The 14,657-nt window shown below is 43.0% G+C and carries 12 protein-coding genes; all 12 read left to right on the top strand.

Annotated features, from left to right (window positions below; all coding sequences use genetic code 11):
* Positions 1–153: 153 nt before the first annotated feature.
* The 12 genes from tsf to rnpM all read left to right on the top strand — a co-directional run bounded on the left by tsf (position 154) and on the right by rnpM (position 14,655).
* The gene (gene tsf, locus B9Y89_RS14705) at positions 154–1,035 is read left to right on the top strand and encodes a translation elongation factor Ts (protein WP_085523951.1); all 882 of its coding nucleotides are present in this window, start codon (positions 154–156) and stop codon (positions 1,033–1,035) included.
* A gap of 132 nt (positions 1,036–1,167) precedes the next feature.
* A complete protein-coding gene (gene pyrH / locus B9Y89_RS14700) occupies positions 1,168–1,905 on the top strand; it encodes a UMP kinase (protein WP_085523950.1) in 738 nt (245 codons plus the stop codon).
* Positions 1,898–2,455 carry a ribosome recycling factor gene (gene frr / locus B9Y89_RS14695; protein WP_085523949.1) on the top strand — a complete coding sequence of 186 codons (558 nt, stop codon included), beginning with the start codon at positions 1,898–1,900 and terminating at the stop codon, positions 2,453–2,455. The genes pyrH and frr overlap by 8 nt, the downstream gene beginning before the upstream one ends.
* Before the next feature lie 100 nt (positions 2,456–2,555).
* Positions 2,556–3,326, top strand: coding sequence for an isoprenyl transferase (locus tag B9Y89_RS14690; protein ID WP_085523948.1), 771 nt, complete (start codon positions 2,556–2,558; stop codon positions 3,324–3,326).
* 9 nt (positions 3,327–3,335) lie between these two features.
* Complete coding sequence (locus B9Y89_RS14685) at positions 3,336–4,112, top strand: phosphatidate cytidylyltransferase (protein WP_085523947.1); 777 nt, start codon at positions 3,336–3,338, stop codon at positions 4,110–4,112.
* A gap of 16 nt (positions 4,113–4,128) precedes the next feature.
* On the top strand, positions 4,129–5,286 hold the full coding sequence (dxr, locus tag B9Y89_RS14680) for a 1-deoxy-D-xylulose-5-phosphate reductoisomerase (protein ID WP_085523946.1): 1,158 nt from the start codon (positions 4,129–4,131) through the stop codon (positions 5,284–5,286).
* A gap of 37 nt (positions 5,287–5,323) precedes the next feature.
* Positions 5,324–6,583 (top strand): RIP metalloprotease RseP, encoded by a 1,260-nt coding sequence (rseP, locus tag B9Y89_RS14675; RefSeq protein ID WP_085523945.1) that lies wholly within the window; start codon positions 5,324–5,326, stop codon positions 6,581–6,583.
* A 16-nt stretch (positions 6,584–6,599) separates the two neighbouring features.
* Complete coding sequence (locus B9Y89_RS14670; protein WP_085523944.1) at positions 6,600–8,231, top strand: proline--tRNA ligase; 1,632 nt, start codon at positions 6,600–6,602, stop codon at positions 8,229–8,231.
* Between the two features lie 17 nt (positions 8,232–8,248).
* The gene (locus tag B9Y89_RS14665; protein ID WP_085523943.1) at positions 8,249–12,577 is read left to right on the top strand and encodes a PolC-type DNA polymerase III; all 4,329 of its coding nucleotides are present in this window, start codon (positions 8,249–8,251) and stop codon (positions 12,575–12,577) included.
* 124 nt (positions 12,578–12,701) lie between these two features.
* Entirely contained in the window at positions 12,702–13,172 is a 471-nt protein-coding gene (rimP, locus tag B9Y89_RS14660) for a ribosome maturation factor RimP (protein ID WP_085523942.1), read from the top strand.
* Between the two features lie 39 nt (positions 13,173–13,211).
* Positions 13,212–14,369: a transcription termination factor NusA gene (gene nusA / locus B9Y89_RS14655; RefSeq protein WP_085523941.1), complete on the top strand. Its 1,158-nt coding sequence runs from the start codon at positions 13,212–13,214 to the stop codon at positions 14,367–14,369.
* Between the two features lie 16 nt (positions 14,370–14,385).
* Positions 14,386–14,655, top strand: coding sequence for an RNase P modulator RnpM (gene rnpM / locus B9Y89_RS14650; protein ID WP_085523940.1), 270 nt, complete (start codon positions 14,386–14,388; stop codon positions 14,653–14,655).
* The last annotated feature ends 2 nt before the right edge of the window (positions 14,656–14,657 follow it).

Genomic DNA, 14,657 nt, shown 5'->3' with positions numbered 1-14,657 from the left:
ATAATTATAGCCGAGCTTCCTTATTACAACTGACTTCCCTAAACATATGAACGTCGTATCTATTATATGAATACATGCAAAAAATAAGAACATAATGATGTTCTAGTTCGTTGCGAATGTGTTAAAACTACATAATACAAGGAGGACATTATCATGGCTATTAATGCAAAGATGGTCAAAGAACTGCGTGAGACAACGGGCGCAGGTATGATGGATTGCAAAAAGGCGCTAACTGAAGCGGACGGGGATATGGAACAAGCCGTTGATCTTTTGCGTGAAAAAGGAATGGCCAAAGCCGCTAAAAAAGCAGATCGTGTGGCAGCAGAAGGTTTGGCACAAATCAAAGTGGATGGCAATGAAGCCGTTATTGTGGAAGTTAATGCGGAAACGGACTTTGTCGCTAAGAACGATCAATTTACTCAATTAATTGATCAAATCGCCGATGTTATATTAAATCATAAACCGGCAACGGTTGAAGACGCTTTGGCATTAGAGGTTCCAAATGTCGGCAAACCTGTTTCAGAACATATTAATGAAGTAATTTCCAAAATCGGAGAGAAAATTTCATTGCGCCGCTTTGAAGTTGTCGAAAAAACGGACAACGAATCTTTTGGTGCTTATACACACATGGGAGGACGGATTGCTGTTTTATCCCATATTGATGGAAATGATGAAGAAGCAGCTAAGGATATTGCCATGCATGCGGCTGCTGTTAACCCAAGATACACCTCTCGTGAAGACGTTCCCGAAGAAGAGGTGGCGCACGAACGTGATGTCTTGAAACAGCAGGCGTCTAATGAGGGTAAGCCGGAACATATTGTTGAGAAAATGGTTCAAGGTCGTTTGAACAAGTTCTATCAAGAAATTTGCCTTCTAGAACAAGATTTTGTGAAAGATCCTGATCAAAAAGTGAAAAAATACCTTGAAAGCAAAGGCGCAACCCTAAAAAGTTTCGTTCGCTATGAAGTCGGCGAAGGTCTTGAAAAACGGGAAGACAATTTCGCTGAAGAAGTGGAACAACAAATGAAAAAGTAATAGCTGTAGCTCCATGTCAAGGAAGTTCAGCTGTGACAAATGTTGAACGGACCCACATCCTGTGGGGTTTAGAGGACACTTTTTTGTGTGTCCTCTTTTTTAAAAAGACATATCTAAGCGGAAGGTGAAATCATGACAGCCAGTGCAGATTACCAGCGGGTCGTTCTCAAACTAAGCGGTGAAGCCTTGAGGGGTGATGCTGGTTATGGTATTGACCCTAAAGTCATTGAGTCTATTGCCGGACAAGTTAAAGAAATAGTAGAATTGGATGTAGAGGTTGCTGTCATTGTTGGTGCCGGCAATATATGGCGTGGCAAGGTCGGCAGCGAAATGGGCATGGACCGGGCAACGGCAGATTATATGGGGATGCTCGGGACATGTATGAACGCCTTAGCCCTACAAGATGCCCTTGAAACCATTGATGTGGAGACTCGCGTCCAAACGTCGATTGAAATGCGGCAAGTTGCTGAACCTTATATTCGACGTAAAGCGATTCGTCATTTAGAAAAGAAACGCGTTGTTATTTTTGCTGCCGGGACGGGTAATCCTTACTTTTCGACGGATACGACAGCGGCATTAAGAGCAGCGGAAATTGAAGCTGAAGTGATTCTCATGGCTAAGAATAATGTTGATGGCGTCTACAATGCCGATCCGTCTTTGGATGATACCGCTAAGAAATACACCAGATTATCTTATATGGACGTTTTAAGCGAAGACTTACAGGTGATGGATTCTACAGCTTCCTCATTATGCATGGATAATGACATTCCGCTCATTGTCTTTTCGATCATTGAACAAGGGAATATCAAACGTGTGATTCAAGGTGAACAAATCGGAACCACTATAAGGGGGAAACATAAAAATGTCTGATGAAGTAATCAATGAAACGAAAGAACGGATGAAAAAAGCAGTGAATACATTTAAGCAGGATCTAGCCACGATTCGTGCTGGACGAGCTAATCCTGCTATTTTGGACAAGGTTCAAGTTCTATATTACGGTGCCCCAACACCTCTCAATCAACTTGCTAATGTATCGGCACCAGAAGCAAGATTACTCGTTATCCAACCTTTTGATAAATCAGCCATTGGTGAAATGGAAAAGGCCATTTTGAAAGCTGACCTTGGTTTGACCCCATCCAGCGATGGTAATGTGATTCGCATTAACATTCCCGCTCTAACTGAAGAACGACGCAAAGATTTGGTAAAGCAAGTTGGAAAATATACCGAAGATGCGAAAGTGTCCGTTCGCAACATTCGCAGAGATGCCAATGATACCCTAAAAAAAGATGAAAAAAATGGTGATATTACTGAAGATGATTTGCGTCGTGCGACAGAAGATGTGCAAAAAGTGACAGATGAGTACGTCAATGAAATTGACAAGATTGCTCAAAGCAAGGAAAATGAGATTAAGGAAGTCTAAGTTATTGGCAGAACAAACCCTCTTCCATGAGGGTTTTTCGGTATTCAACATATAGACATAACGGCTGCAATCTGTCGGACTAGGCAATGGAGGAACGGGTATGCTCAACAAATTCAATTTACGTGGTTCTAAAAAAGAAAATGATGCATCCCATCTTTTTGACAGCACACAAATTCCTTCACATATCGCCATCATCATGGACGGGAACGGGCGTTGGGCAAAGAAACGGGGATTACCCCGGATCGCTGGTCATAAAGAAGGTATGGATGTTGTCAAAAAAATGGTTCGGGAAAGCGATCGCCTAGGCGTTCAGGTATTGACTCTTTATGCGTTTTCAACAGAAAATTGGAAACGTCCCAAAACAGAAGTTGATTTTTTAATGAAATTACCTGAACAGTTTTTAACATCCTATTTAGAAGAATTAATCGAAAACAATGTTAGAGTTGAAGTCATGGGTGATGCACAGCAGTTGCCTCGCGGTACAGTCAAAGCGATCGAAACCGCGATTAGTCGGACGAGCGAGAACGATGGTATGATTCTCAACTTCGCTTTAAATTATGGGAGCCGCCACGAACTTACTGATGCTGTTAAGCAAATAATTTCTGATGTTCAGGCGGATCAATTAACTGTTAATGATATTGATGAAAGCATTATATCCAGCTATTTGTTGACGAAACAGTATCCCGATCCTGATTTGCTGATCCGGACGAGCGGTGAAATCCGGTTAAGCAATTTTCTATTGTGGCAACTTGCCTATACCGAGTTATGGTTTACGGATGTTCTCTGGCCTGATTTTACTGAAGAGCATCTTGGGGAAGCGATCGCTCATTTTGCCAGAAGACATCGACGTTTCGGCAGTGTGAATAATTAGGAGGCCGCTATGAAAGAAAGGATTCTTACCGGTGTCATTGCCGGTGCTTTATTTTTGTTAGTCCTGTGGTATGGTTCATGGGCTTTTACACTTCTTGCCATGCTCATTGCCGCCATAATTTTTACTGAATTTATGTTTATGAAAAATATAAGGGCTCAGGAACTACCGTCGATGTTAGGCATATTAAGTGTGCTATTTTTAGTTAATCATGACTTAATGGATCCCATGAATATAAGTCCTTTGCTTTCGGTGACAGCTGTATTATTATTAATCTATTCTTTTATTAGCCATAACCGGTTTCATGTTGATCATGTCGCTTATACGTTCTTTGCTGTATTTTATACAGGATATGGGTTCGGGCTTCTCGTCAATATGCGTCACGAAAGTCTGCTTCTTATCCTATTTGTTTTGATTTTAATATGGGCAACAGATAGTGGCGCTTATTTTATCGGTAAGAAGATGGGTAAAAACAAACTGGCCCCGTCCATTAGTCCGAATAAAACAATAGAGGGGTCACTGGGCGGAATCATCGTGGCGTTGGTTGTCGCTTTCTTATTTCAGCAATGGGTTGAGTTTGACATTCTCCATTCCTCAATCATGATTTATATTGTTGCTTTAATCGTTGCCGTGTTTGGACAGATGGGTGATCTAGCTGAATCGGCTTTGAAACGTTATCTTGATGTCAAAGATTCAGGCAAAATCTTGCCAGGTCATGGCGGTTTACTAGATAGATTTGACAGTCTGTTGTTTGTTTTACCAGCTCTTCATATTATTGGTGTTATCTGACAGTGGGAGGTCAACTATGAAGTCAATTGGATTATTAGGGGCTACCGGTTCCGTCGGTACTCAGACATTAGAAGTCATCCGCCAACATCCGGATCAGTTTCGTTTGAATGCGATGGCCTTCGGTGAAAATATTGAGATAGCCTTGCCCTGTATCAAAGAATTCCAACCCAAAGTCGTTGCCGTGAAAGATGAATCTACCAAAGACAAGCTACAACATCTCGTGCCGCCCCGAACGCAGTTGGTTACGGGGATGGAAGGGATTGTTACCGCGGCCTGTGATCCTGATCATGACATCGTTGTTAACGCTGTACTTGGGAGTATCGGTTTAATTCCCACTGTTGAAGCGATTAAAGCAGGAAAAGATATTGCTTTGGCGAATAAAGAAACATTAGTCACAGCTGGCCACCTTGTTATGGAATTAGTCAAAAAACATAACGTTAATTTAATTCCGGTTGATAGTGAACATTCGGCTATCTTTCAATCCATGAACGGTGAGTCTACCAAAGACATTGATCGCATTATTCTAACAGCATCCGGCGGCAGTTTTCGTGACTATAGCCGGAATGAGTTAGCTGGTGTGACGGTCGAAAATGCTTTGAATCACCCCAATTGGTCGATGGGAGCCAAAATTACAGTTGATTCAGCAACGATGATGAATAAAGGTCTCGAAGTCATTGAGGCGCATTGGCTTTTTGATATGCCGTATGAGAAAATTGATGTGGTGATACATAAAGAAAGCATTGTTCATTCACTTGTTGAATATATTGATAGAAGTGTGATCGCTGAGTTAGGGCATCCAGACATGAAAGGACCGATCCAATATGCCTTAACATATCCACACCGGCTTGAACATCCAGAGGCAAACAGGTTAAACTTATGGGAAGTTGGGACATTAAATTTCTTGCCCGTTGATTATGACCGTTTCTATAGTTTAAAACTGGCCTTTGAAGCTGGGCAAGCAGGTGGCAGTATGCCGACAGTTTTGAATGCGGCGAATGAAGTAGCGGTTCAACACTTTTTAAATGGCAATCTTTCCTTTTTAGGGATTGAACAGGTTGTCAGTGACATTTTGGACAAGCATGATCAGGTGGACCGTCCAGATCTTGACACGGTCTTAGCGATCGACCAGGAAACAAGACGGTTAACGGAAGATGTATTGACACATAATGGTTAGTATAGTTCAAAGTGAATGAGCATGTGAGGTGGTCGCGTTGGATACGTTTATAGCTGTTGTAATTATATTTGGAGTGCTTGTTTCTATTCATGAATTTGGTCATTTGATTTTAGCCAAACGAGCCGGGATCTTATGCCGTGAATTTGCGATTGGATTCGGACCTAAGTTATTCTCGATCAAGAAGAAGGAAACCGTCTATACCCTAAGGTTATTGCCTATTGGCGGGTTTGTCCGAATGGCTGGTGAAGATCCAGAGATTGTTGAAATTAAGCCGGGGCAGCGGGTCGGTTTGACATTTAATAATTTTGGTCAAGTCACCAAAATATATATCAACCATCTGGAAAAACATCCAGAAGCCAAAGCAGTGATTGTAGATCATGCGGATTTGGAAGGTGACTTGATCATTCGCGGCTACGAAGATGAAGTCAGTGGTTCGGAAACCTATGAATTAGATCGTAAAGCAGAATATGTCATGGATGAACAAGGTTATCAAATTGCTCCGTTGGACCGGCAATTTGGTTCGAAATCAGTGTTTGATCGGTTTCTTGCTATACTTGCTGGCCCCTTTATGAACTTTATTTTAGCCTTGGTTGTATTAATCGTTTACTTTATGTTACAAGGTATTCCTTCCGATCAAGCTAAGATTGGTCAGGTTCAAGGAGATACCCCGGCCGCCAAAGCAGGACTCGAACATGGGGATGTTGTGAAGCAGATTAATGATGAGCCTGTCGACGGTTGGAATGAAATGGCAACAACGATTTCAAAACATCCTGGTGATCGTCTTAATGTGACTATTGCAAGAAATGGTCAGACGCAGGATGTTCAACTCACACCTGACGAGCGCCCGAAACAACCGGATAGTGGTTATATTGGCGTGACGGCATTTTACGAAAAGTCATTTGTGGGATCGATCCAACACGGCGTTTTCCAAACATTTAATTTTATTAAACTTGAGTTAGATGCACTTAAACAATTAGTAACGGGCGCTATCGGGCTTGATAGCTTAGCCGGACCGGTTGGTATCTATAATATGACAGGCCAGGCAGTTGATCAAGGGCTCTTATTTGTCTTAAATTGGGCAGGCCTTTTGAGTATTAACCTCGCTATTATTAATCTTCTGCCGCTGCCGGCTTTAGATGGCGGACGCTTGTTATTCCTTATATTTGAAGGGATTCGGGGTAAACCTGTCGATCCGCAAAAGGAAACCCTTGCCCATTTTGTCGGGTTTGCCTTGTTAATGTTATTAATGATTGTCGTAACATGGAATGACATTCAGAGAATCTTCATGATGGATTAATGGAGGGGGGTTGTTGATGAAGCAAAGTCAACTATTTATACCTACAATGAAAGAAAATCCGGCTGATGCTGATTGTGCCAGCCACCGGTACTTATACAGGGCAGGATTTATTCGCCAAAATGCTGCAGGTATCTATTCTTACTTGCCGCTCGGTCACAAAGTGTTACAAAAAATTCAAGCCATCATTCGTGAGGAAATGAATCGTACCGGTGCTCAGGAACTGCTGATGCCGGCGATTCAACCTGCGGAACTGTGGCATGAGACAGGACGTTGGGATGTCTATGGGCCTGAACTCATGCGGCTTAAAGATCGGCATGGGCGAGATTTCGCGTTAGGAGCGACACACGAAGAATTAATTACAAGCTTAACGCGCGATTTTTTGAATAGCTACAAAAAGTTGCCGATGACCCTTTATCAAATTCAAGCCAAATATCGTGACGAACGCCGTCCACGTTTCGGCTTGTTACGTGGGCGTGAATTTTTAATGAAAGACGCTTATTCGTTTCATAGTGATGAAGTGACCTTGGATCAATCCTATGAAACCATGTTTCAAGCTTATAAAAATATTTTTAACCGTTGCGGTTTGGATTTTCGAGCTGTTATTGCTGATTCCGGAGCAATGGGCGGCAAAGATACCCATGAATTCATGGCATTAGCTGATGTCGGTGAAGATACGATTGCCTTTTCATCGGGATCCGAATATGCTGCGAATATCGAGATGGCGTCTGTTATGGATACGGTTAGTCCAACTAATGAACCTGTACAAGTGCTTGACACTGGGGATTATGACAGGTCGGATGAGAAGGAGATACACGTTTCCTTCTTTACAACAGGTTCAACCTATGTCGCTGTCTATTCACGAGGACAGGATGAAGTCAATGATGTTAAGGTCAAAAACTTGCTGGAAGCAGATGTGTTAGATGATGTTGACGCCAGTGAGCTTACCTTTGACGTTCTTAATCCTGGAGATGTTGAAGTCTTAGCGGATCAGGGTTTAAAGGCGGTTGTTAACGGATTTATCGCTGGAACCAATGGTGAGGTTCAGCACTATAATGTGAATCCGGAGCGTGACTTGGGGATTGAATCCTTTAGTGACGTGAGAATGATTCAAGAAGGAGATCCTTCCCCAGATGGCCATGGGACGATTCAGTTTGCTCAAGGCATTGAAATTGGACAAGTGTTCAAATTAGGGACGAAGTATAGTGAAGCGATGGGTGCCGAGTTTCTTGACGAAAATGGAAAATCGAAGCCGCTCAAAATGGGCTGTTACGGTATTGGGGTTTCAAGAACATTGTCAGCAGTTGCTGAACAATATCATGATGATGACGGTTTGAAATGGCCGGTATCGATTGCACCGTTTCATGTTCACGTGATCGCGGTGAATCCTAAAAAAATGGAACAAATGGAACTCGCAGAATCAATTTACAAAGATTTGGACAAACAAGGCCATGAGGTTTTACTCGATGATCGCAAAGAACGTGCGGGTGTCAAATTCGCTGATGCCGACTTGATTGGTTGTCCTGTCCGCGTGACGGTCGGAAAAAGGGCTGCTGAAGGCATTGTTGAGGTTAAGATCCGGGCGACCGGTGAATCATTTGAAAGCCAGGCATCCGAAGTCATTCACACCATTGCTCAATATTTAAATTAAACACGTGCACCTCTTAAATGAGGTGCCTTTTTTCCTTATGGGAGGAGAAGCAAGTGGAAGGCAAAACGAAACAAGATCGTCTGCAATTATTATTAAGGCAAATTGGCGCCCCAGATGACGTTAAGGAACGTTATTTTCATGATGCAGAAATACAAAAACTCACCGTATGGCAGCAGGAACAACAGTGGCATTTTCATATTAGCCTTAATGAACCGCTGCCTTATCACGTATTCGAATGGTTCGAAAGTGAATTAAGTCAGGCTTTCGCAGATATTGCCAACATTACGGTTTCGATTTATACGCAGGCAGCGTTGAATCCTGAAGTTCTAACACAATATTGGCCACGTATCTCAGCCGCCTTAGTGGAGCATTCTCCTGGATTAGGGACACGCTTGCGTTCCCAACAACCGTCCTTTAGCAATGACCAGTTGTTAATTAAGCTGACCAACGAAACAGAAGTACAAGCGTTTAAACGCAAATTGCTCACGCCGATGCAACAAACATTAGAGCGGTTTGGGTTTGGTCAAGTCTCGATTGATGTGCAAATTGAAACTTCTGAACAAGACATAGAAGCGTTTAAGCAACAGCGGGATGAAGAAAGCAAACAAAAAGCGGTTCAAGCGCTTAAAGACCAACAAGAGAAAAAGAAACAACAAGAAGCCGAGGAGGAGCCCGCCGGTCCAGTAAAATATGGTTATGACATTAAGGATGATCCTGTACCGATTAAGCAGATTGTTGAAGAAGAGCGTCGTATCACAGTTCAAGGTTATGTTTTTGCGACAGAGACACGCGAGTTGCGAAGCGGTCGCACCCTTGTTCTGTTTAAAATAACGGACTATACCGATTCGATTCAAATCAAGTTATTTCTCCGCGATAAGGAAGATGCTGCTAAGCTTGCTGGACTAAAAGAAGGTATTTGGGTCAAAGTTCGTGGCGGTGTTCAAAATGATACATTCGTTCGTGATCTCGTCATGCTGGGAAAAGATATTGAAGAAATTCAGCCTAATGTGATAACAGACGATGCCCCTGAAGGTGAAAAGCGTGTGGAACTGCATGCCCATACAACCATGAGTCAGATGGATGCCATCGCAGCCCCTGGAGATTTGGTTAAACGCGCAAAAGACTGGGGACACAGGGCCATTGCGGTTACAGACCACGGCGTTGTCCAAGCGTTTCCGGAAGCATTTGCTGCCGCCAAAAAGCATGGGATTAAAGCCATATATGGATTGGAAGCCAATTTAGTCGATGATGGTGTCCCCATTGCTTATAACGAACAACATCGCAAGCTTGCGGAGGACACTTATGTCGTCTTTGACGTTGAGACGACAGGTTTATCGGCGGTATATCACAAAATCATTGAACTCGCAGCGGTTAAAGTAAAAGACGGCGCCATCATCGATCGTTTTGAAGCGTTTGCTAATCCGCATCATCCCTTATCGCAGACAACAACGGAGTTGACGGGTATTACGGATGACATGGTGCAGGATGCGCCGGAGATTGATGTTGTGCTAAAGGATTTCTATGAATTTACCGGTGATGCCGTTCTAGTTGCTCATAATGCCCAATTTGACATGGGCTTTTTGAATGTTGGTTATGAACAGGTTGGCTTAAGTAAAGCACCGAATCCTGTCATTGATACATTGGAGCTTGGGCGTATGCTTTACCCGGACATGAAGAATCATCGTTTAAACACATTATGTAAGGCGTTCAACATTGAATTGACCCAGCATCACCGCGCGATTTACGATGCGGAAGCAACAGGATATCTACTGTGGAAAATGGCAACCGACGCCATTGAACGTGAGATTGACTATCATGATGAACTGAACAATCATATGGGTCAAGGTAGTTTCAAAAGGGTGCGTCCAAGCCACTGTACGATTCTAGCCGTCAATCAAACGGGATTAAAAAATCTTTATAAACTTGTATCTCTGGCTCACGTTGACTATTTTTATCGAGTTCCGAGAATTCCCCGTTCACAGTTAGAGAAATATCGTGAGGGATTAATGATTGGCTCGGGCTGTTCTCAAGGTGAAGTTTTTGAAGCGGCCATGCAGAAATCAGAGGACGATCTTGAAGCGGCCGCACAATTCTATGATTATCTTGAGATTCAACCGCCTGATATTTTGCAGCATTTAATTGAAAAAGAACTTGTTGATCATGAATTGGCACTCAAACAAATTATTGGTAAGATCATTAAGATAGGTGAAAAACTTGACAAGCCCGTGGTTGCGACGGGTAATGTCCATTACATGGACCGGCACGAGCATTTATACCGGCAAATTCTAATTGCCTCTCAAGGCGGTAATCCATTGAATCGGCAAACGCAGCCGCCCGTACACTTTCGAACGACAAATGAGATGCTTGAAGCATTTCAATTTTTAGGTGAAGATAAAGCGAAAGAAGTCGTTGTGACCGCAACAAACGCCATTGCTGATCAAATTGAGGACCTCGCCCCCGTTCCAGATCAACTATATACACCTGTCATTGAAGGGTCGGCAGATGAGGTCCGAGACATGTGTTATGGTGAAGCCAAGCGTCGCTATGGTGAGGATCTGCCTGAGATTGTTGCAGAGCGGTTAGATAAAGAACTAGAAAGTATTATTGGACATGGCTTTGACGTCATCTATTTGATTTCCGCCAAATTGGTTAAAAAATCATTGGTGGATGGTTACTTAGTAGGATCACGGGGGTCAGTCGGTTCGTCATTTGTTGCGACAGTTATGGATATCACCGAGGTGAATCCGTTGCCGGCGCACTACGTCTGTTCTGAGTGTTGTCATTCTGAATTTTTTACGGATGGTAGTGTGGCTTGTGGGTTTGATTTACCGGATCAAAACTGCCCTCATTGTGGCGCGGCTTATCTAAAGGATGGTCATGATATTCCGTTTGAAACGTTTCTGGGATTTAAGGGTGACAAGGTACCGGATATTGACTTGAACTTCTCAGGTGAGTATCAACCCGTGGCTCATAACTATACTAAGGAACTGTTCGGTGAAGACAAAGTCTATCGAGCAGGTACAATCGGTACGGTTGCGGATAAGACTGCATTCGGGTTTGTTAAGGGTTATGAAGGGGATCATGAGCTGCATTTCCGAGGAGCAGAGATTGATCGGCTAGCTTCGGGATGCACAGGAGTCAAACGAACAACAGGACAGCACCCAGGCGGTATCATCGTTGTTCCCGATTATATGGAAATCTATGACTGTACACCAATCCAATATCCGGCAGATGATCAATCATCGGAATGGCGGACGACGCACTTTGACTTCCATTCGATTCATGATAATTTATTGAAGTTGGATATTCTTGGTCATGATGATCCGACGGTGATTCGAATGCTCCAAGATTTAAGCGGAATGGATCCACTTTCGATACCAACTGATGACCCGGATGTGATGAGTATTTTTAATTCTCCTGATGCTTTGGGTGTGACTCAGGAACAAATCCGGTCATCCACGGGGGCCTTAGGACTACCGGAATTTGGAACCCGCTTTGTTCGGCAGATGCTTGAAGATACACGACCGTCAACCTTTGATGAACTGGTCAGGATATCAGGCTTGTCGCACGGAACGGATGTCTGGGTCGGTAATGCCCAAGAACTCATCAATGACGGGATTTGTGATCTGAAAGACGTGATTAGCTGCCGGGATGATATCATGATTTATCTTTTATATAAAGGTTTAGAACCATCGATGGCATTTACAATCATGGAATTTGTTCGTAAAGGTAGAGGATTGAAGGATGAATGGATTGAAGAAATGAAAAAGCATGATGTCCCGGAATGGTATATTGCGTCGTGCTTGAAAATCAAGTACATGTTCCCTAAAGCACACGCGACTGCTTATGTGTTAATGGCCGTTCGCATCGCTTATTTCAAGGTTCATCATCCGATACTATTTTATGCAACGTATTTCTCAGTTAGAGCTGACGATTTTGATATTGATATTATGCGTCGAGGGGCCGGTGCCATCCGCAGTAAGATTGATGAAATCGCCGAAAAAGGCTTCGATGCTTCACCTAAGGAGAAAAGTCTGCATACCGTTTTGGAAATTGCCCTAGAGATGTGTGAGCGCGGCTTTAGTTTTAAATCCGTAGACTTGTACAAATCTAGTGCTGCTGATTTTATCGTTGACGGTGACACGCTGATTCCGCCGTTCAATGCCTTGTCTGGTGTTGGAACGAACGCGGCTCTTAATATTGTTGAAGCGAGAAAAGCGGGTGAATTCCTGTCAAAAGAAGACTTGCAAAAACGAGCGAAACTATCGAAAACGGTTGTTGAGTATTTAGACCAGCATGGCTGTTTAAATGGATTGCCTGAGGCTAACCAGCTCAGTTTGTTTTAAGATAGCGAATAGTTGCCTTCACTCTAGGGTTATGATATAGTGTAATTGGAAATAGTAGTGAATAGGTCGTCGAAAAAAGAGTGGGGCAACCCACTCTTTCGTTTTCGAAAGGAGGCAATTGAATATGGGAGGCAAAATTGCACAAATGACTGAAGACCTTGCAACGCCTATTCTTACCGACATGGGATTAACGCTAGTTGATACCGAATATTTGAAAGAAGGCAAGCAGTGGTTTTTACGGGTTTACATAGACTCACCCGAAGGGGTTGACTTAGATACTTGCACGGCTGTTAGTGAACGGTTAAGTGAAGCTCTTGATAAGCATGACCCCATTAAAGAACCGTATTTCTTAGAGGTATCTTCTCCAGGTGCTGAAAGGCCCTTGAAAAGTTTAGATGATTTTAAAGCAAATATTGGTCAGAATGTTAGAATCGGTACTTATGAAAAAATTGATGGTGAAAAAACATTCGAGGGACTTTTAGAAGCCGTCCACGATGACTATATCACCGTCAGTGTTAAGAACAAAACGCAAGAAAGACAAATCGATATACCGGTTGGTAAAATATCGAAAGCGAATTTAGCGGTCATTTTTTAGTCGTCGACGAGTTTTTTTGAAAAAGGGGAGGTATTGGCGATGAGCACGGACCTATTTGATGCTATGATGTCATTAGAAAAAGATAAAGGAATTAGTAAAGATGTATTGTTGGAAGCTTTGGAAGCTGCGTTAATATCTGCTTATAAACGCAATTTTAACCAGGCTCAGAATGTTCGGGTTGACATTGATGAAAGTACGGGAGCTATTAAAGTTTTTGCCCGTAAAGATGTTGTTGAAGAAGTGACGGATCCGCTTCTTGAAATTTCGCTTGAAGATGCTAAGGAAATCAGTCCTCAATACAACGTTGAAGATGTGGTTGAACTCGAGGTAACACCCAAAAATTTTGGACGGATTGCAGCTCAAACAGCTAAACAGGTCGTGACCCAACGCGTAAGGGAAGCTGAGCGCGGGGTCATTTATTCAGAATTTATTGATCGTGAAGCCGATATCATGACAGGGATTGTTCAACGACAAGATCATCGGTTTATTTATGTTGATCTCGGACGGGTTGAAGCCTTACTCCCACACTCTGAACAAATGCCTGGCGAGAGTTACGCTCCCCATGACCGGATAAAAGTTTATCTCACTCAGGTTGAAAATACGACCAAAGGACCTTCTGTGATGGTTTCCCGTACGCATCCCGGGTTATTGAAACGTCTATTTGAACTCGAAGTGCCGGAAATCTATGATGGTACCGTTGAAGTGCAATCAATTGCTAGAGAAGCGGGTGACCGGTCAAAAATTGCTGTGTATGCTGAGGATCCTGAAGTTGATCCCGTCGGATCATGTGTGGGTCAAAAGGGCACACGGGTTCAAGCGATTGTCGATGAACTAAAAGGGGAAAAAATTGATATTGTTCGCTGGTCTGATGACCCTGTGGTTTATGTCGCCAATGCTTTGAGTCCATCAAAAGTGATCGAGGTTATTGTTGATGAAGAGGACCAAGCGACAACCGTTATTGTCCCGGATTATCAACTATCACTAGCTATCGGAAAGAAAGGTCAAAATGCCCGGTTAGCTGCTAAACTAACAGGCTGGAAGATTGACATTAAAAGTGAATCCGAAGCGGGTGAGTTGGGCTTATTGAACCAAGGCCGCGAAGTTCCGGAACCGGATGCTTTAACTGATTTTGATCAGGGATATGGTATAGACAATGATGAATTGGAAGAGTCGATAGACGTCGATGATGAAGACTAAGTAAGGGTGATGTCGGGTGAAAAAGAAAAAGACGCCTTTAAGAAAATGCATAGCGTGTCAAACCCAAGAAGATAAAAAGCATTTATTTCGCATCGTCAGATCTCCTGAAGGGGAAGTCCTGTTAGATCCAACCGGGAAAAAAAATGGCCGCGGCGCTTATTTATCCAAGGATCGAATATGTATTGAAAAGGCAAGAAAGAATCAATTGCTGTCCAAACAATTAAAAACTGACGTTAATCCTGACATTTATGACGAAATGCTAACACTGTTGGAGCACCCGTCTTAACC

The organism is Tuberibacillus sp. Marseille-P3662 (genome assembly GCF_900178005.1).
Taxonomy (GTDB): Bacteria; Bacillota; Bacilli; order Bacillales; family Sporolactobacillaceae; genus Marseille-P3662.
Note: the sequence above shows the minus strand (reverse complement) of the source record. Positions and strands in the feature narration are given on the sequence as shown.